This window comes from Streptomyces sp. NBC_01384, from assembly GCF_045040035.1.
Lineage (GTDB): Bacteria > Actinomycetota > Actinomycetes > Streptomycetales > Streptomycetaceae > Streptomyces.
In genome coordinates this window covers 10,310,209-10,328,057 of the sequence record NZ_CP109559.1, presented here as the reverse complement: position 1 = coordinate 10,328,057, position 17,849 = coordinate 10,310,209, and the positions used below count along the sequence as shown (strand labels likewise).

Sequence of the window (17,849 nt, the reverse complement as noted above, 5' to 3'; positions counted from 1 at the left end):
ACACTGGATGTGCAGCTCACCCCTCCGGACGGCGAGCCTGACTGCCGTGCCTTTCTGGTGCGGGGCAACAGCCGAAGTGTTGAACCTCCGCGTCCTAGAGAGAGTGTCGATTCCTGGGCGCAGAAGAATGACGGTATTGCCGTGGACGACGTGACGGTGACCTTGACGGTGCAGGGCCGCTCCCCGGCAAGCGTGGTGCTGAAAGATGTCCGCCTGAGAACCGCCTCCATCCTGTGCGGCGGTCGGTCGTTCGCTGCTCTCAGATATGCAGTTCGGGCGGGAAGCCAGTCCAGCGAAGCTCTGTGGGAAGGTGCGCCATGTCGTTGTAGAAGAGGACGGAAGCGGGCCGGCCGGGTGCGTATCGGATGACGGTCAGCGCGGCGTTGGCGTGGTTCAGTCCCATCCAGCGCCACTTCGGCGCGTCGAGGGCGTCCCGGACGAGCCAGCCGATGAGGAAGTTGTGGGTGACGATCAGCTCGTGACGAGGCTCGTCACCGTCGACTGGTCCGGTGAACTGCGCGCGTGCTCTTTGAGCCAGCTCCGGACCTTTTTCGCGCTCCTCGGCCGGGAACTGGGCCAGGTGGCCGAGCATGGCATCGGCCGACTCCGACGGCAGCTCCTGTCTCTGTGGCAAGTAGGGGATGTAGTCGCCGGTCAGTTCCGAGGACTGCAAGGGAACGTCGTCGAGTTGGTCGCAGATCAGCTGTGCGGTCTGCTCCGCTCGCGGAAGTGGGCCGTGGTGGACCGCTGAGAGAGGGCTGCGCTGAAGCCGTTCACCAAGCAGTAAGGCCTGACGGCGGCCGTTGTCCGTCAGCTTGCTTTCATCCGGTGAAGCCTCGCCGTGCCGCGCGAGGTAAAGGTAGCGAGGGGCTGTTCCCGTCATGCGCGAGGTCCTCCATCAGCGTTCATGATCTTGCGGACGCTCGGATGGACGCTGATGTCTGCCGTGCGGTTCCGTCATCGACGGAGGCCTCATGCGCCATGTCCTGTCGGCGATGTTCCGGTCAGCCATCGGGAGCATCACGCCCGGAGCCGGGCATGCCCAGGTTCCGGCTCGTGGTCTACAGCGCCACGATGACCAGGGCGATGTCATCGCGGCCGCCGCTGCTGACGCCGAGGTGCACGAGGACCGTGTCGGCGAGGGGTTCGGGGGCCAGGCGGCGGTGGGTGAGGACATCGGTGAGACGGTGCAGGCCGGCATCGATGTCCTCACCGCGTCGTTCGATGAGGCCATCCGTATAGAGCACGAGGGTGTCGCCGGGGGCGTAGAGCAGCTCGGCCTGCAGTCGGGGCATGTGGTGGAGGCGGGCGCCCAGCGGTGGGTCGGTGGCCTGGTCGAGCAGGTCGAAGGTGCCGTCGGGGTGGACCAGGACCGGCGGGGGATGGCCCGCGCTGCTGTAGGTGATCCGGTGGGCATGGGTGTCGATGACGACTTTCACCACGGTGGTGGCCAGTGCACCGTCCACCGAGCGGGCGTACAGGCCCAGGACTTCCAGTGCTCTGGCGGGCTCGTGCAGAGCCCGGACGACGGCGGACAGGGCGCTGCGGAGCATCCCCATGACCGCGGCGGCCTCCAGGCCGTGGCCGACGACATCGCCGACCGCGACCGAGAAGCCGTCATCGGGCAGGTCGGCCACGTCGTACCAGTCGCCGCACACGTTCAGTGATCCGGCGGCGGGCAGATAGCGCACGGCGATGTCCGGGTGCCGCGCCAGGTCGGGCGAGTGGAGCATGGCCTCCTGCAGAGTGACGGCCACCTGGCGTTCCCGGGCGTGGGCCCGGCGCAGTTCCTCGTTCAGCCGCTGCAGCTCACGGGCCCGCGCGTACAGCTCGGCCTCGGTCGCCTCCCGCTCACTGAGCACCCTTCCCGGCCGCGGGCGCGAAGGGCGGGAGAGCACGAAGTCGGTCACGTCCTCCACCCGGTGGATGATCCACGCCACCTGCCCGCCCGGCCCGGGGACGGGAGTGTTGATCGGGGACCACCACCGCTCCTCGAACACCCCTGGCCGGCCCACGACGGGGATGTCGTACTTCTGCACCGCCATGGTGTCCGGTTCCTTCGAACGCAGCACCCAGTGCAGAGAAGCAGCCAGATTCCGCACCCCGTCGGCCTGCGGGTCCTCAGGGTTGTCGGGAAACGCGTCGAACAGGTACCGGCCCACCAGATCCTCCCGGCCGAAGCCGGTCGCCGTCAGATACGCCTGATTGACGGCGACGATCACCAGGTCAGGGCCCAGCACCAGATACGGGCTGGGCGTCGCGGCAAACAGCCCCTCGTAGTCGATCGGTGCTCGCGCCACAGTTCTCCCGTACCGTCCCATAGCCGCACGGCTTCATGCTCCGTCTTCTCACTATGAATCCAGTCGGCCCCCAGCGTGCCGTGAGCCCCGCGGGCGGGACCACCGAAAGACCCGCTCGCGTCGTGCCGGCCGGCACCGAGGGCGCTGAGGGCCGTGGTCCAGTCGGTGACTGTCTCCGTACCGCGTCGTCCGTGCTGTTCGCGCTGTCCGTGGCTGTTCCCGTGCTGTCCGTGCTGTCCGCGGCGCTGTTCTTGACGAGTTGTTCCCCTGCGTCGGCGGGAGGGCCGGACGTGCCCGCGAGCGGGACTGCGGCCACGGGCCGTCGGCTACGGGTGCACGGGCCGGGGCGGGGCCCGGAGCGGGCGGTCGTGGTGGGAGCCGGCCCGCAGGCCAAGTACACCGTCCGGCAGCAGCCCCCGCCGGGCAGCTGCCACTACCGGACCGACGGACCACCGGGACCACGCGTCCACGCCCTGACACCGTTTCCTCCGCACGGTCCGCAGGATCGAAACCGCCGGTGCCGACAAAACCCCGTGGCGGTCCGCACCTTTCGGCTGCTTGGGTGTGCCGCAGGTGACCCCGGGCGGCTTCCCCCTGCAACCGGGCGTCCACAGTGACCGCAGCGGCCTTCGGCGGCGGCGCGGCAGGACACCGGCGGCGCAGCTGCGCGAAGCGGCATACGAAGAGCGGACCGGCCAGCAGCACCTGGTCCCCAAAATCCTCGATCGTGCGGGTGGCATGACCCCCGCCGGGTGACATCCCCCGGCACGCCCCGGCTCCTCCCCCGGCCTGCCACGAACCTGCTCAGTCGGTGAGGCCGAGCGCCCCCGCTGCCTGGATCGCCAGCCAGACCTCCGCCAGGGCCCCCGTCGACGTCGGATCACGGTCGGCGAGAGCGCCGAAGCGGCGCCGCCGGTAGGCAAGGGTGTTGGGGTGGATGTGGAGCGCCGCCGCAGCCGCCTCGGTACGGCGGTCGCGCTCCATCCAGGTGCGGGCGGAGACCAGCAGCTGCGAGTCATGGCGGGCGTGCACCAGCTCGTCCACCGACAGCCGCACCGCGCCGGTCGGCTCCAGCCGCCGCTTCGCGTACGTGGTCTTCCCCGACCCGGTCGGCCCCACCAGCAGCCCAAGGAGCGGCGTGTCCCGACGGGCACCTCACGACCGCGGCACCGCCACGGCAGGAAGGCCCTGGGCATCTGGCCGGGCCTGGCGTCGCGGGATGCGCCAGGGCCCCGAAGCGTGTGCTCCGGGGCCCTGGCGCACGTCCTGGCCGCGAGTCAGGCGGGCGTGATGTTCTCCGCCTGCGGGCCCTTCTGGCCCTGGGTGACGTCGAACGTGACGGCCTGGCCTTCCTGCAGCTCACGGAAGCCGGAGGCGTTGATGTTGGAGTAGTGCGCGAAGACGTCCGGCCCGCCGCCGTCCTGGGAGATGAAGCCGAAGCCCTTTTCGGCGTTGAACCACTTAACGGTTCCGCTGGCCATGCTGGTGCCTTCCAGTCGATATCGGACCCGCACCGCGCGGGCCCGGAGGTGATCGCCCTGGTCCCGCACTGCACAGCAAAGCGCCCACGCCGGAGCGCGGGCAAGTACTGCGAACCACGACATCTACCAGCGACGCTACACCGCGAAACCGGTCCCCACCAGAGAGCAACGGCCATGATCCGAACGAGTGGGCGTGGGTGGACGGCGGCGATCCGCGCTCATCGCCCTCGTACGCGATGCCGCCGGTGCGCCAGGCAGCCGGCGGCATCCCGTCGCCGGACGGGGTCGTGTGCGGGTGACGGGCGGTCAGGCGGCCCCGGCCGTCCGCTTGCCCTCCCGTTCTTCCCACTCGGCGAGCAGCATGTCGAGGACGTTCAAGGCGCGCCAGGTCCGGGTCATTCCGAACGGCGCGGTGACGCGGACGGCGGCGCGGACCTCGTCCGGCGTCGCCCCCGCGCCCAGCGCGCGGCCGACGTGGGCGCGGAAGCTTTCCTGGAGGGTCTGATAGAGGACGTCCACCGTCATCGTGGCGAACGCCCGCTCGCGGACGCTGATGCGGGACATGCCGGCGCGGATCCGCGATTGCAGGTCCATGTAGTCGGCCAGGCCCGGGTCGAGGGCGCGCACCTGGTCGCGCATCGCCGCGGGAAGCGGGCTGCCCGTGCCGTCCGCGTTCACCTCGTGGCCCTGGCCGGTCGGTCCGGGCAGGCCGTGCTCGCGCTCGATCTCGGCCAGCCGCTCCAGAGCTGCCAGCGCCGCGGGGTATCCGCTGTCGTAGGAGATGAAGCGGAGCAGCTCGCGCAGGTCGTCGGCGTCGATGCCGTTGTCCAGGGCGGCTCGCACGTGCAGCTCGTAGGGCATTCCGAGGACCTGTTCGCACACGTCGGCGACGAGACTGAGCAGGATGCGCTCACGTGGCGTCAACTCCGGGCCCGCCCCGGCGAGCCGGAAGCTCGCGGCAGCCATTTCCGCGAACACCGGGTCCAGCTCGTCGATCGTGCTCCGGGTCGGCAGTGTCATGGGAACCCCCTAGATAAACAGCTGTAGTGCTACTACTGTAGCCCTACGAGCCGTCCCATACAATGCCGGATCATGGATGCGACCACCCCGGCCCGAAAGGCCGCACGGGCCACCTCGCGCGGCCGCAACCCGCGAGGCCAGGGCGAGCGGCTGCGCGCCGAGATCGTCGACGCGGCGCTGCGGCTGCTGGACGAACTCGCCGACGACCAGGCGCTGTCGCTGCGCGCCGTCGCCCGCGAGGTGGGCATCGCCGCGACGTCCGTCTACATCCACTTCGCCGACCGCGACGCGCTGGTGCTGGCCGCGCTGGAGCGCTGCCACGCGGACCTGCTGCGTGCGGTGGACGAGGCGGAGTCGGGCGCCACCGACCCGGTGGCCGCGCTGCGCGCCCGCACGGCGCTGCTCGGCGCATGGTCCCGCGAGCACCCGGGGCTGTACAAGGTGCTGCACGAGAGCACGCTCAACCGGCGTACGGACATGCCCTTCAAGGAGGAGATGGCCGAGCGCACGACCGCGGCGATCCGCCGCTGCATGGACGCCGGGCTGGCGACGCCGGGCGACGCCGAGACCGTCTCCCTGGATCTGCGGACGGCCGTCCACGGCGCGGTGTCGCTGCGCGTCAACCAGCCCGAGCTGCCGTGGCCCCCACTGGACGAGCAGGTCGACCGGTTCCTGACGAAGCTGGTCGGTGTCCCGCCCGCGAAGAAGTGAGGGCGATGCGCGGCGGTGGTGCCCCGCACCACGCGGCAGCAGGTCCCACCAGGCCGGGCTCCGGGCTCCGGGCTCCGGGCCCGGCTGCTTGGGCGATGACACCTGCTACGCCGACATCGCCCGCTTCATGGCCGGCCTTCCCCTCGACACGGCCCCGGCCGCACGGTGGACCGGCGGGGAACCGGTCACCCGCCGGCGGCGGCACGCCTTGGTCACCGCCCGCCGCGACCACGTGCCCATGGACTGGGTCCTCGCGCCGATCCCCGCCGTCACGCAAGGTCCCCTTCGTGGCCGGGCGACTTCCGCATTAGCCCCTACGAATGATTCACCGGCGCCGCGGGGTGAACGAGCGGCGTGTGTGTGCCGCGCCGACGGCAGCCGGCCGTTCGCGACCATTAGCGTTGACTCCTGTGTCGATGAGCTATGCCTTTGTGAATCTAAAACCCGGAGTGGGAAAGACGACGAGCGCAGTCTGGTTGGCTCACGCACTGCACGAGTCGGGCATCTCACCGCTGCTGGTGGACAGTGACCCCGCCTCCTCCGCGCTGCGTTGGAGCGAATTGGCGGGGGGCTTCCCGTTTCCCGTCATCGCCTTTCCGGTGGGCGACGTGCACCGGCGCGTGAACGACTTCCTCGGCAACCGGCAGGCCGTGGTGTTCGACGCCCCGCAGTTGGAGGACCACGCCCACATCGCCCGGAGCATCATGAGGTACGCGAGCGAGTGGATCGTGCCACTGACCCCGGCCCCCATCGAGCTGGATCGCATGGCACCCATCGGCAGCGAGATGAGCGACGTCCAGTCCCTGCGCGCCCGGCCGGCCCGCGCCGCTGTCCTGCTGAACCGCACCAACCGCCCCGACGCCACGCGCACCGGTCCCGATGCCGACGCCCGCGAAGCTCTCACCGAACGGGGCTTCGACGTGCTGTCCACCCATATTCCGCGGCTCGACTTGTACGCCCAGTCGTTCGGCAGCCCGGTCGAGGTCAAGGGCTCGGCGTACATGGACCTCGCAGACGAACTCATCAAACGTCAGGACAAGACGTGAACCAGCGCAAGGACACCTACCGAGCCGCATTGCAGCGCGGACCGGACGCCACCGCACCCCGTCCCGTCAAGGTCACTCAGCTGCACACCCGATACGTCCGGGTAACCATCGAACTCGACCCTGCCTTGCCGCGCGAACTGACCCGATGGGTGGGACCACCTGTCTCCGCGCTCATGCGCGTCGGCGCCGCCGTACTGCGACCCCTCAGAGGCACCCCGTAAGCCAGGGGCGCATGCCTGGGGTGCGGTGTGCGGGCAGGTGACGTGGATCGAATGTGCTGGTCGCAGCCAGTCGTTGACTCAGGTCACCAGCTCCGCGCGAGGCGGGACCGTGGCGCCGAGGTCGAGCCTGGCGCGCCGCGATCGGCTCCTGCTCACGCCCGGCCGGCGGGACCACCCTGCGGGCCGGGAGAGGCGCAGGTCACATCCATCCGGCTCGCCGGCGTGTCACATTCCGTCGGGCGGTTCCGTCAATGCTGTGTAACCGTCAACGCAGCGAGGAGATCACCATGGACGCCCGTCTCAACTTCTACGGCAACTCCGTCGCGACCAAGTTCGCGAAGTACATCAACTCGGCGGGCAAGGTCGTCGCGGACTCCGCTCTGCCGGCCGCGACGCAGGAGCTGGTGAAGATCCGGGCCAGCCAGATCAACGGCTGCGGCTTCTGCACCGACATGCACACCAAGGACGCCACGCACGCCGGGGAGACCTCGGTACGTCTCAACCTGATCGCGGCCTGGCGTGAGGCCAAGGTGTTCACCGACGCCGAGCGGGCGGCCCTGGAACTGACGGAACAGGGCACGCGCATCGCCGACGCGGCCGGTGGTGTCACGGACGAGGCCTGGGCGAACGCGGCCAAACACTATGACGAGGACCAGCTGGCCGCGTTGGTGTCCCTCATCGCCCTGATCAACGCTTACAACCGCATGAACGTCATCATCCAGCAGCCGGCCGGTGACTACCAGCCGGGCCAGTTCGGCTGATCGCGAGCACAGGGCCCAGGGGCCGGCTGCCTGCCGCACAGGCTCGGCCCCGGGCCTTCGGGCCTCGGACACCCCGAAGAAATCGCGCCGCCCCTCGCCGCGCATGGAGATCTGACGGACGAGCAACGGGCGGCGCCGGGGCCGCCGTTGCCCATGGGCAAGAAGCCCGGCCGACCGCCGTGCCGGCCGCCGAAGTTCGACCCGGTTGACCACCGCGAGCGGCACGCCGTCGAGTGCGGCATCAACTGCCCCAAAAGGCACCGGGCCGTGGCCACGAGGTACGACAGGCTCGCCGTCCGCTACGAAGCGACCGTCCTCGTCGCGGCCGTCAACGAGCGGCTGTGACCAGCACATTCGACACGCGCCCTAGATGCCGAGCTGCTCGGCGGACGCGCGCAGGCGCTTGGCCGGCTTGCCCGTCACCGACTTGACCGGGATCAGTACCGCCCACCGCAGCTTCGCGCCGGTCGGGGAGATGAAGGCGAGGGGCACGGCGACGGCGAAGACCACTACCGTCGACGCCAGATCGGCCACATCGTTGCGCGCGACGGGATCGGACAGCGCCGCGCTGCCCAGCCACGGGCGCTTCCACACCGCGACCGTCAGCGCGAGCTGTGCGGCCCCCATGGCCGCGACGGCACCGGAGTAGACGGCCACCTACACACCGGGCGAGGCCGACAGTACCGACATGGAGACGATCGCACACCTGTGCAGCCACTCACCCCACCAGACCGAGAAACTCCTCGACCGGCTGCTGACTTCGCGCTCGCTGACTGCCTGGCACTACCGCCGGGATCCGGGATACGAACGAAGTCGGCCGGCGTCTGTCTCTCCAGGTCGGGGCGGGTCGCATGGCGGTTCGGCAGTGACAGCACACTCGTCAGCCTCCGCGCGAGGTGCCCCGCATCTGCTCACTGCAGGGGAGGGTGAGACATCACTCGACAGAAACGTCCGGTTCCCGTCGTGCGTACTATCTCTAGACTGCTGCGAGCTGTGGCAGTTGTGTCCTGCGGGTGATCCGGTCGCTCGGACGGGACACCTACCTCCATCCGATCGCGCACATGGCTCCTGTTTTCACCGCCGTGCCCGCGGACTGCAGAAAGGCCCATGCCATGTCCGAAATCAAGGCCCACGCCACAGGACTGACGTCGCAGTACATCGCCCAGGTGACCGGCGACCTTGAGCGCAATGCCAAGGAACAGGAACGTATCGGTAAGGACATCGAATCCCTGCAGGAGCAGTTGCACGCCCTGCAGCACGACCACACCGTGCTGGTGACCATGCAGCAGGCGCTCGGCGGTGCAAACCCCGCCGCCGAGGCAGACACCACAGCTGCGCCGTCCGTGCCTCACCAGGCCTCCGCCGAACCCAAGCAGAGCAAGCCGAAGAAGGCGGCCGCCACGAGCGCGAAGAAGACGGCAGCCAAGAAGCCCGCCGCCCAGGTCTCATCCGTGAAGGCGTCCGCAACAGCCGCCAAGCCAACCCTCGTCGACCTGATCCGCGGCCACCTGGAGCAGCAGAGCGAGCCGCGTTCCGCTGCCGAGATCGCCGCCGCGCTCACGCAGGCCCACCCCGACCGCACTGTGAAGACCACTGTCGTGCGTACCACCCTCGAAGGGCTGGTCGCCAAGAGCCATGCTCAGCGCACCAAGCAGGGCTCGTCGGTCTTCTACACCGCGGCGGCAGCCTCGGAGCCTGCTGCGGCCGAGCCGCAGCAGGAGGCAGTAGCCGGCTGAGCATCCGCAGGAGTCCCTGGCACCGCCACCAGGCCGCGGTCCGGTGGCGGCCCGGTCCTGAACGTCAGCGTGCGGAGCCCAGCCGGCGTGCAGCGGTACGTGCCAGGGGCGGTGCCGAGTCGGTCGCGGAGGCCGCGGAGGCCGCGACGAACCTGGGGATCCACGAGACCACGCCGGCGAGCTGGGTATCCCGGGTCCGAAGATCTGGATCAGGTTGAGGCGGCCGGGCAAGCGGCCGGCCGTCCCGGATCTCGTGCGGCGGGACTTCACCGCGGAAGAGCCCGACCTGTTGTGGTGCGGGGACCTGACGGAGAGCGAGACGGGCAGGGGGGCAAGACCCAGCGCCGCAGACTCAACCAAGGCGGCGACCTCCAGGCCAACGCCGCCCTCTACCGGATCGTCCTCAGCCGCCTGCGCTGGGAGGGCCGTTCCCAGGACTACGTGCGGCGACGCCTCGCGGAGGGCAAGACCAAACGCGAGATCATCCGCTGCCTCAAACGGTACGTCGCACGAGAGATCTACCGGCTCGTCGTCCCCGCAAACACCGCGGCAGACTGCACAGGACCGGCCCGAGACGCCGCTTGACATCCATAGGGGCATCAACGCCGTCAGCAAGGCGTTCAACAGCGTCCTGAAGGTCGAGTACGTCCACCCGGCGCGCCCTTCGACCCCCGTGCCGAGGCCCGCATCCGGATCGCGACCTGGATCACCGACCTCTCCGACACTCGACGCCGGCCTCAGCGAGGGGCCGGCTGCACAGGAAGGTCTCCACGATTCGACAGAACTTGGTCATGGTCCGCGATCGTTCGCCGGCGTGTCTGCGGGTTGTCTCGAACCCACGATCACGGTGCACTCCCATGGGTGGTTTCTTCATGTAACAGTCATATGCGGGTGATACGGATAGATGGCGACACATCATGATGTTGGATTGTCGAGGAAGGGCTCTCCATGCGTCATCGTGCTATGTCTGTCGCGGCCGTGGCCTGCGTGTCGTCTTTGGCCGCAGCCGTGTCCGTTGCCGTGGCCGCGGACGTTCAGGTTCCCGTCGGGGGCCAGGTCACGTGGTGTCTGTCTTCCGCCGCTGCACAGGAGTTCGCGGCGGCCGAAATCGCACTGTCGGCTGTTGCTCCGGCGACCCTGGACACGTCCGGGCGGACGCCCTGTGTGCGATGGCCGATGCGAGGCAAAATCAGTCTCGATCTTTCATCCGGTGCCTGGACCTTGGACGGTGGGATCTCGTTCACCCGGTCAGGGGACAGCCGCATCCTCCAACTCACCCATGCGCACGGTGAGCTTGCAGACCGCAGGGTGGCAGCGCAGGCAGCCGCCGGCGGAGAAGCTCCCCGGAGTATCGAGGTAACGACCTTCACCGTCGACATGGCCGAAGTCACTGTCAGCCCGCCCACACCCGCCTCAGCCGGAGCCGTCGAGGCGCGACCCTTCGACACGCTCCTCACCGAACAGGGCGCCGCTGTGTTCACGAAGGCGTTCGGTTCGGCACCGGTGCCGGTCGGCTCTCCCCTGGCCACGATCGCCGGACGCGTTGACGCGTCGTCGATGCTGGACTAGCGGGGGGAACGACTCGTGACCGGCGGTCCTTCGTTCCCCGGGCCCTCTGAAGGCAGCCGACCGAGCTGTGTGGGGCAGCTCCTGCGCTGGGCGCAACAGGTAGGGCTGGCCAGCAGCACTTCGGAGCAGCAGCGGCTGGCTGCCATGGGGCTGGATGTGCTCGCGATGCGTATGGTGCCGACGGCAGACGAGCGGGATGTGGCGTTGACGGCGCAGTGGTCTGCGTTCATCTGCCTGGTCGACGACTACTTCGACCGTGACCTGCGGGGAACGTTGGCTTCGCGGGCCGAGTCCGTCCTGCAGCGCTTGCTCAGCGTACTCGCCGGGGAGGAACCGCAGCCGGACAGCACAGGTCCCGAGGTGGCGTTGGCCGACCTGTGGCGACGTACAGCTCCGCGGATGTCGCCACGGTGGCGTGATCGGTTCATCGCCGACTACACCGACTTCGGCCGAGCCACGTGCGAGGAAGCCGTCCACCGCGAGCGGCGTCATCAACTGCCCCTGGATACCTACATGGCGCTGCGCCGGCGGACCATCACGGTGCTTCCGATGACGGACATCGTGGAGTGCACGGCCGCAGCCTCTCTGCCTGATTCACCTGAACTGTTCGAGCAGTGTGCTGAAGGAACGCGGCTGCGGGCGTTGCGGTGCGCCGGCGCCGATGTCGTCGGCTGGACCAACGACCTGGCCTCCGCCGAAGCCGACCGCAGACGGGGTCAGAACAACCTGCTGACAGTGATGGAACATGAGCGAGGCTGCTCGTCTGCCGAGTCGCGTACGGCGGTCGTGAGCATGCGGGACGCCAGGCTGCGGGACTTCCGCAGTCTCGCCCTGAGGCTTTCGGACGGGCGAGGCCTGCCCTCGGCAGCACGCGCTTGCGTTGCCGCCTACACCGCCGCCGTCTGCGACTTGGTGAATGCGTCTTTGTACTGGCTCGACCGAACCGGGCGGTTCGACGCCCGATGGCTTCCACCGCACGCTGTGTCATCCCAGCCCTGGGCTGGAGAGGGACGACGGACATCACATGAGACCTCCTGAAGCCGGGCACGTCCTGCCCGACTGGCCGGCCGGGCTGTTCCCACCCGGTCTCGGCACCGCCCGGGGCCGTCTGACGGACCGCCTGCTGCGGCGCATCGGGCCGGACGGTGCCCTGCGCGACCCCTGCGGGAGCCGAGTACTCGAATCCGCCTTGCTCCTGGCCCTTTTGGACCGAACCGGGCGGTCCCGCGACTTTCGATCAGCGCGCAGCCGACTCGTGTGCTACCTGCGTCAGCCGCACCCTCATGGCAGCTCGTGGGACGAGACATTCACCGCGACCGTACTGAGGAAGCGGACGCGGGCCGCGTCAGCCGATCGGGCCGCCGATGATTTCGTCGCGCGGGCACCGCGGTTCACCGGGCCGCGGAAGCGCCTGCTGTTCCAGGCCATTCTCGTCATGCTGGGCTCCGAACCTCCCTCTGGTGGATGTGAGCTGTTCCCACCCCGCGGTCTGCATCCGTGGGCGTCGATACAGGCCACTGCGGCCAAGGTGGTCCTCGCCGACGCAGCGGCCCGGTCGGACATGATCGGCAGCGAAGATGCAGCCCTGTTGCTGTCCACGCAGCGTCCCGGTGAGGTGTGGGAGGGCAATCTGCTCATCCACCTCCTTGTCCTGCACGCGCTGTCTCGCCTGCCGGGCAACGTCACCACCGTGAGGGACGGCATCCGAACTGCGCTGCTGCATCAGCGTGATGACGGCGGCATCCCGTTCGTCACGGACACCGACACGTGGACCGCCGTAACCGCCGGCCTTGCTCTGCGTACCGCCGGCGCCCCGCGTGGCTCCCTCGACCGGATCGCCCGGCACGTGCTGCGGCTGCAGCACCCGAGCGGGGGCTGGTCCTACACGGACTGCGCCCGGCTGGCCGATACCGACTGCACCACGGTCGCCCTGGAATTCCTGCACGAGTCGGATCCGCACGCCTACCGCACCCCGGTCCAGCGCGGCATCCAGGCCCTGCTCTCCGTGCGCGGCGGGGACGGCGGGTTCCCCACCTACGCCGGCACTCCTTCAGAAGCATGCATGACCGCCGCGGTGATCAACGCGCTGGCGACGCAGGGCACCCGGTACCAGCGCGTCATCGACGAGGCCATGACGTTCCTTGCCGGCGATCAGCAGCCCGACGGTTCCTTCCCTCCGGGCTGGAGCGACAGCCGGCTCCACACGCTCTTCCGCGCCCATCTGGCCACCAGACCCTTCATCGTGGGCGGGGCCCCGGTTGTGCGTGAACGAATCGTTCGGCTGGTGCGCTCGATCCAGAACGACGACGGGGGCTGGGGCAAGGGGGACGGCGCGCCGAGCGACGCCATCAGCACCGCATACGGACTGATCGTGGCAGCCGGTCTGCCCGACCACCGTCCGGCCGTCCGGGCTGCGGAGTATCTGCTCTCGCAGCAGTATTCCGACGGCACGATCGACGCGCCGCCTGACATGGTCGGGCCCAGGCCGCTCCCCTACCACGTTCCCGTCCTCTCCGACGCCTTCCCCCTCCTCTCGTTGGCGCACCTCACCCGCCGCATCACTCCTTGAGGAGTCTGCCGTTCCAGGCAGCACCGCAGTTCATCGCACCTCGGAAGGACCCCATGATGTTGCTCTCCCACCGCAGGCGGCCTCGGGTATCGCTGGCGGGGTGCACCTGCCTTGTCACGGGCGGTGCGGCCGGTATCGGCTTCGCCCTGACCCAGGCACTGGCCGCGGCCGGCGCCCACGTACACGCATGCGACAACTCTCAGGCCAATCTGGACCGTGCCGCGGATGTGCTCGCCCGGCAGTCCGGCATGACGCCGGTGACGTTCACCAAGGCGGACGTATGCGACCGCGCCGCTGTCGAGGACTGGATCACCAGCACGCATCGGGCACGCGGACGTATCGACGTACTGATCCACAATGCCGCGTATGTGCACTGGGCCGATGTCGAGGACATGAGCGTCGAGCAGGCCCAACTGGCCATGCGTACCGGCTATGACGCGTTGGTATACGGGGCCAAGACCGCTCTTCCGCTGATGCGGTCAGGCGGTGGCGGGCACATCGTCGCGATGGGCTCGGCAGCCGGACGGATCTTCGTCAAGGGCCCGGCAGCCTCCTACGCCGCCACGAAGGCAGCCATCGAGGCTTACACCGAGATGCTGCGCGTGGAACTGGCGGGATCGGGTATCGGTGTCACCCTGGTCCGGCCCGCCACCGTCGCCGGCACCGACTTCTGGAAGATCCACGTGCCATCGGCCCGCATGCCACGCCTCGCCGACTTCCTGCCGCCCACGTCTGCGGAGAACGTCGCCACCGCTGTCGTCGAAGCAATCAGGCGCCAGGAACCGGCCGTGGACATCCCCGGCTATCTGCCCCCGTTCTACCGCGCGTACGCCATGCTCCCCGAACTCACCCGCAAGGCAGCCGCCCTGGGCGGAAGCGGCCGCCGCGACTACGCGATCCCCCTCCCGCCGCCTCGTGCAGCCAAGCGGGCCACGGCCCAGCACTCCAGCGCCGGCCGCGACAGCACCGCCCTGTACATGCTGAAGAAGGCCGGGGCCAACACCCTCTTCGTGCGTATCATGGCTGACGTCGCTCCGAGCATCGACCGCGCCGCCCACCGTCTCACCGGCGGCCGGACCTTCCTCATGGCCGCGCTGCTCCCCTCCCTGATGCTCACCACCACCGGCCGGCTCAGTGGACGAACACACCGGACGCCGCTGCTGTGCCATCGCGAAACCGACGGTAGCTATCTCGTTGTCGCCAGCAATTTCGGCAGGCCGCAGCACCCTGCCTGGTCCCACAACCTGCTCGCCGTCCCCCGCGCGACCGTCACCGACACCGGCCGCACCGTCGATGTCATCGCCACACCCCTGCACGGATCCGAGCGCGACACGGCATGGAGGCGACTGGTGGACATCTGGCCGCCCTACGAGAGCTACGCCAGGCGATCCGGACGGCAGCTGCGGATCTTCCGGCTCGTCCCGGAATGAACGGCCACCCCGGCTGATCCGGCCTGCCGAAAGCCCTCCCCTCCCACCCCGCGCCCGCTTGGAGAACACCGTGCCTTCACGCCCCACGCCGATGGACCTGACCATGCACCACATGGCCCAAGTCCATCCCTCGATCGCCCAGACCATCGGAGTCGTGCTGCATCTTGAAGGCACGCCCCCACCCGTCAGGGAACTCCTCGGCCACCTTCAGGCGAACCTGCACCGTCTGCCCCGCCTCACGCATTACCTCCACGGACCAGGGCTCAAGGCCCGATGGCAGCACGACCCTGCTCCCGACCTGCACACCCGCGTCAGGGAACGTGCCATCCCGCCCGGTGACGAAACCCTCGACGCGGTCCTTCAGGAACTCGTGACCCAGCCGCTGCCCACCCACGGCCCGCTGTGGGACGTTTCCCTGATCACCGGCTACTCACCCGGCCGCTACGCCATCTGCTGTCGCGCACACCACAGCACCCAGGACGGCATGGGCCTCGTCAACACCCTCCACACCCTGTTCGGCACAGCCCCTTCGCTCACCGCCGAACCCGAACCGCGCCCCGAAGCCCGCGCCTGCCTGGACACCATGCGCGACACACTGGCCGCCTGCGCCGCTCACGGTATCTGGAACGATCCCACGCACCCCTTCACCGGCAAGCGCATCACCAGCTGGTCACACGTACCCACCCAGCAGCTGCGTACCGCAGCCGTCCCCCACGGCGGCGACACCAACGACGCCTTCCTCACCGCCCTGAGCGGAGCCCTGCGTACCTGGTGCTCCGAACACTGGCCACGGGGTGCCGGCAAACCGCTGCCGGCCACCACGATGGTCAATCTGCGTCGACCGGCAGAACGCGACCGGCCCGGCAATCTGTTCACGTTCGCGCCCGCGCCGCTGCCCTGCCACGAGTCAGCAGTCGACATCCGCCTCCAGCGCGTCATCGCCGCCACCAAAGCCGTCAAAGACCCTTCACGGCGAGCCGCCATGCGCGTGCTGATGGACCGCACCCCGGCGCGGATCCTTCACTCCTTGGCCACCCGGCTCACCACCCCGGACAGGGCAGCCATCACCACCTCCTACGTCGCCGTCCACCGGCCACTGGCCTACCGGGACGACCCCGTCACCCGTATCCAGCCGTTCAACTGGCTCCCCCGTAACCAGCCCGCATCCATCGTCGCCTGCAGTTACAACGGCACCACCAGCGTCTGTTTCATCACCGACGCGGCCGCCCCCGGCCTGCACCAGCTCCCCTCCCTGTTCGAAGAGGCAGTGCAAGAGCTCGCCGCCCGGCCGGGCGGCGCGCAGACCCACCTCTCCCCCGACCGGCCGACGGCACCCGGCAGGCACGATGTCCCCGCGTCGCCCACGGCGGCTGACGGCGGAGCCCCCGTCGTCATCGGCTTCCCCTACATCAAGAACATCCTCGTCGATCAGGCCGGCCTGCCCCCGACGCCCATCACTCCTGAGGCGACACAGGCGCAGGCGGGCATCGACTCCATGGCCATCACCGTGCTCTCCATGACCCTCGAGGACCGCCTCGGCCTTGCCATCGCCGAACGCGAGCTCGCGCAAAGGCCCACGGTCGCCGCTCTCGTTGATTTCGTTGTCCAACGCGCCGCCCCATGAATCCGCTGAGGACCGCGCAACCGGTGAGCGCCGACAGACCAGGCCCGGCAGCCCGGCCCAGCCAGGCGTAGCGGCCAGGGGCACGGGCTCGCGGGCGACCCCGAGACGGCGGTGGAACGACCGAGAGGACGCACCTATGACGTATGACGGCATGACGACCTATGACGGTATGACATATGACGGACCAAATACCGTACCCGGTCGACGCGACGGCCCATCGTCACGTGTAGCGGCGCGGCTGATCGGGCTGGGGTCCTGGCTGCCGTCCCGGGTCGTCACCAATGCCGACCTGTCCCTCGCCCTGGACACCTCGGACGAGTGGATCCGAACGCGTATCGGCATTGCCACCCGGCGTAGGGCCGACCGTGACACAGCCACCAGCGACATGGCCGTAGAGGCCGGGGCTCTTGCGATGAAATCCGCAGAAGTGGCCCACGTCGACGCCGTGGTGCTGGCCACCGCCACACCCGACCACCCTGTGCCCAGCACCGCGCCGGTTGTGGCCCACCGCCTTGGTCTGCCCTGCGTCCCGGCCTTCGACGTCGGCGCCGGCTGTTCCGGTTTCCTCTACGCAACCACGGTCGCCGCTGGACTCATCCACGCCGCCGCTGCCCGGACCGTCTTGGTCATCGGTGCGGAAAAAATGTCAGCCATCACCAACCCCACCGACAGAACCACGGCACCGATCTTCGGCGACGGCGCGGGAGCAGTCGTTGTGACGGCGGGCCGGGCAGAGGATGCGGGGGCACTGGGACCGGTCGCATGGGGCAGCGACGGAGCGCACACCGAAGCCCTCTGCATCCCGGACGGAGGCTCCCGTCGTCCCTCACCCAGACCGACAGCCAACGACAATGGCCGGTATGTCCATATGCGGGGTAACGAGGTGTTTCGCCACGCGGTGCGCCGCATGAGTCAGGTGGCAAAGGACGCGGCCTCGGCCACCGGATGGGGCCCCAAAGACATCGACCGGCTCATCGTCCACCAAGCCAACGCACGTATCGGTGCAGCGGTAGCCGACGCCCTGGGCATCCCGCCGGAGCGTGTGCCGTCCAACATCGCCCATGTCGCCAACACCTCCGCGGCCTCCATCCCCCTGCTGCTCACACACGCCGCGGCCCAAGGCCAACTGACGGCGGGAAACCGAGTCCTCATGGCCTGCTTCGGCGCCGGGTTCACCTGGGCGGCCTCCACCCTGACGTGGCCGAAGAACCTCAGACCCCTCGCTGGAAACGGCACCGTCCCCGGCTGCGCCGTCGCGTAGTTGCCTCGTACTCTCCGCCTCCTCGCCCGGCTGGTCGGTGTGATCGACACGTACCGGCAAGCAGCGTTGGAGACCCTGGTCCAATCGACCTGGGGCAACGGCCCCACACGAGAGCTTTCA

19 protein-coding genes are annotated in these 17,849 nt (G+C 69.1%); 13 read left to right on the top strand and 6 right to left on the bottom strand.

Annotated elements, in window-relative coordinates:
• Positions 1-259: 259 nt before the first annotated feature.
• From OG747_RS47085 to OG747_RS47065, 5 genes are all read right to left on the bottom strand, one after another.
• Positions 260-883: a histidine phosphatase family protein gene (locus OG747_RS47085; protein ID WP_405876575.1), complete on the bottom strand. Its 624-nt coding sequence runs from the start codon at positions 881-883 to the stop codon at positions 260-262.
• Between the two features lie 178 nt (positions 884-1,061).
• A complete protein-coding gene (locus OG747_RS47080; RefSeq protein ID WP_405885387.1) occupies positions 1,062-2,321 on the bottom strand; it encodes a PP2C family protein-serine/threonine phosphatase in 1,260 nt (419 codons plus the stop codon).
• Positions 2,322-3,104: 783 nt separating this feature from the next.
• The gene (locus tag OG747_RS47075; RefSeq protein WP_405876579.1) at positions 3,105-3,419 is read right to left on the bottom strand and encodes a helix-turn-helix domain-containing protein; all 315 of its coding nucleotides are present in this window, start codon (positions 3,417-3,419) and stop codon (positions 3,105-3,107) included.
• A gap of 158 nt (positions 3,420-3,577) precedes the next feature.
• Entirely contained in the window at positions 3,578-3,781 is a 204-nt protein-coding gene (locus tag OG747_RS47070) for a cold-shock protein (protein WP_060899524.1), read from the bottom strand.
• A gap of 306 nt (positions 3,782-4,087) precedes the next feature.
• The gene (locus tag OG747_RS47065; protein ID WP_405876582.1) at positions 4,088-4,801 is read right to left on the bottom strand and encodes a carboxymuconolactone decarboxylase family protein; all 714 of its coding nucleotides are present in this window, start codon (positions 4,799-4,801) and stop codon (positions 4,088-4,090) included.
• 72 nt (positions 4,802-4,873) lie between these two features.
• On the opposite strand from OG747_RS47065, the gene OG747_RS47060 reads away from it, so the two are divergent.
• The 5 genes from OG747_RS47060 (at position 4,874) to OG747_RS47040 (ending at position 7,885) form a co-directional block, all read left to right on the top strand.
• The gene (locus OG747_RS47060) at positions 4,874-5,512 is read left to right on the top strand and encodes a TetR/AcrR family transcriptional regulator (RefSeq protein ID WP_405876584.1); all 639 of its coding nucleotides are present in this window, start codon (positions 4,874-4,876) and stop codon (positions 5,510-5,512) included.
• A gap of 320 nt (positions 5,513-5,832) precedes the next feature.
• Positions 5,833-6,558 carry an AAA family ATPase gene (locus OG747_RS47055; RefSeq protein ID WP_405885386.1) on the top strand — a complete coding sequence of 242 codons (726 nt, stop codon included), beginning with the start codon at positions 5,833-5,835 and terminating at the stop codon, positions 6,556-6,558.
• Positions 6,555-6,779, top strand: coding sequence for a hypothetical protein (locus tag OG747_RS47050; RefSeq protein WP_405876586.1), 225 nt, complete (start codon positions 6,555-6,557; stop codon positions 6,777-6,779). The genes OG747_RS47055 and OG747_RS47050 overlap by 4 nt, the downstream gene beginning before the upstream one ends.
• Before the next feature lie 287 nt (positions 6,780-7,066).
• Entirely contained in the window at positions 7,067-7,540 is a 474-nt protein-coding gene (locus tag OG747_RS47045) for a carboxymuconolactone decarboxylase family protein (RefSeq protein ID WP_405876588.1), read from the top strand.
• 153 nt (positions 7,541-7,693) lie between these two features.
• Positions 7,694-7,885, top strand: coding sequence for a hypothetical protein (locus OG747_RS47040; protein ID WP_405876590.1), 192 nt, complete (start codon positions 7,694-7,696; stop codon positions 7,883-7,885).
• Between the two features lie 21 nt (positions 7,886-7,906).
• Here the strand turns inward: OG747_RS47040 and OG747_RS47035 are convergent, their stop codons facing one another.
• A complete protein-coding gene (locus tag OG747_RS47035) occupies positions 7,907-8,197 on the bottom strand; it encodes a hypothetical protein (RefSeq protein WP_405876592.1) in 291 nt (96 codons plus the stop codon).
• Positions 8,198-8,652: 455 nt separating this feature from the next.
• Here OG747_RS47035 and OG747_RS47030 point away from each other — a divergent pair, with 455 nt between their 5' ends.
• From OG747_RS47030 to OG747_RS46995, 8 genes are all read left to right on the top strand, one after another.
• Positions 8,653-9,276: a hypothetical protein gene (locus OG747_RS47030; protein ID WP_405876594.1), complete on the top strand. Its 624-nt coding sequence runs from the start codon at positions 8,653-8,655 to the stop codon at positions 9,274-9,276.
• Between the two features lie 291 nt (positions 9,277-9,567).
• Positions 9,568-9,861, top strand: a complete 294-nt coding sequence (locus OG747_RS47025) for a hypothetical protein (protein WP_405876596.1) — start codon at positions 9,568-9,570, stop codon at positions 9,859-9,861.
• A 792-nt stretch (positions 9,862-10,653) separates the two neighbouring features.
• Positions 10,654-10,845 (top strand): hypothetical protein, encoded by a 192-nt coding sequence (locus OG747_RS47020; protein WP_405876598.1) that lies wholly within the window; start codon positions 10,654-10,656, stop codon positions 10,843-10,845.
• Positions 10,846-10,914: 69 nt separating this feature from the next.
• Entirely contained in the window at positions 10,915-11,883 is a 969-nt protein-coding gene (locus OG747_RS47015) for a terpene synthase family protein (RefSeq protein ID WP_405876600.1), read from the top strand.
• Positions 11,870-13,414 carry a prenyltransferase/squalene oxidase repeat-containing protein gene (locus OG747_RS47010; RefSeq protein ID WP_405876602.1) on the top strand — a complete coding sequence of 515 codons (1,545 nt, stop codon included), beginning with the start codon at positions 11,870-11,872 and terminating at the stop codon, positions 13,412-13,414. Before OG747_RS47015 ends, OG747_RS47010 begins: the two co-directional genes overlap by 14 nt.
• 53 nt (positions 13,415-13,467) lie before the next feature.
• On the top strand, positions 13,468-14,844 hold the full coding sequence (locus OG747_RS47005) for an SDR family NAD(P)-dependent oxidoreductase (RefSeq protein ID WP_405876604.1): 1,377 nt from the start codon (positions 13,468-13,470) through the stop codon (positions 14,842-14,844).
• Between the two features lie 70 nt (positions 14,845-14,914).
• On the top strand, positions 14,915-16,468 hold the full coding sequence (locus tag OG747_RS47000) for a wax ester/triacylglycerol synthase domain-containing protein (protein ID WP_405876606.1): 1,554 nt from the start codon (positions 14,915-14,917) through the stop codon (positions 16,466-16,468).
• A gap of 169 nt (positions 16,469-16,637) precedes the next feature.
• Entirely contained in the window at positions 16,638-17,729 is a 1,092-nt protein-coding gene (locus tag OG747_RS46995) for a beta-ketoacyl-ACP synthase III (RefSeq protein WP_405885390.1), read from the top strand.
• The last annotated feature ends 120 nt before the right edge of the window (positions 17,730-17,849 follow it).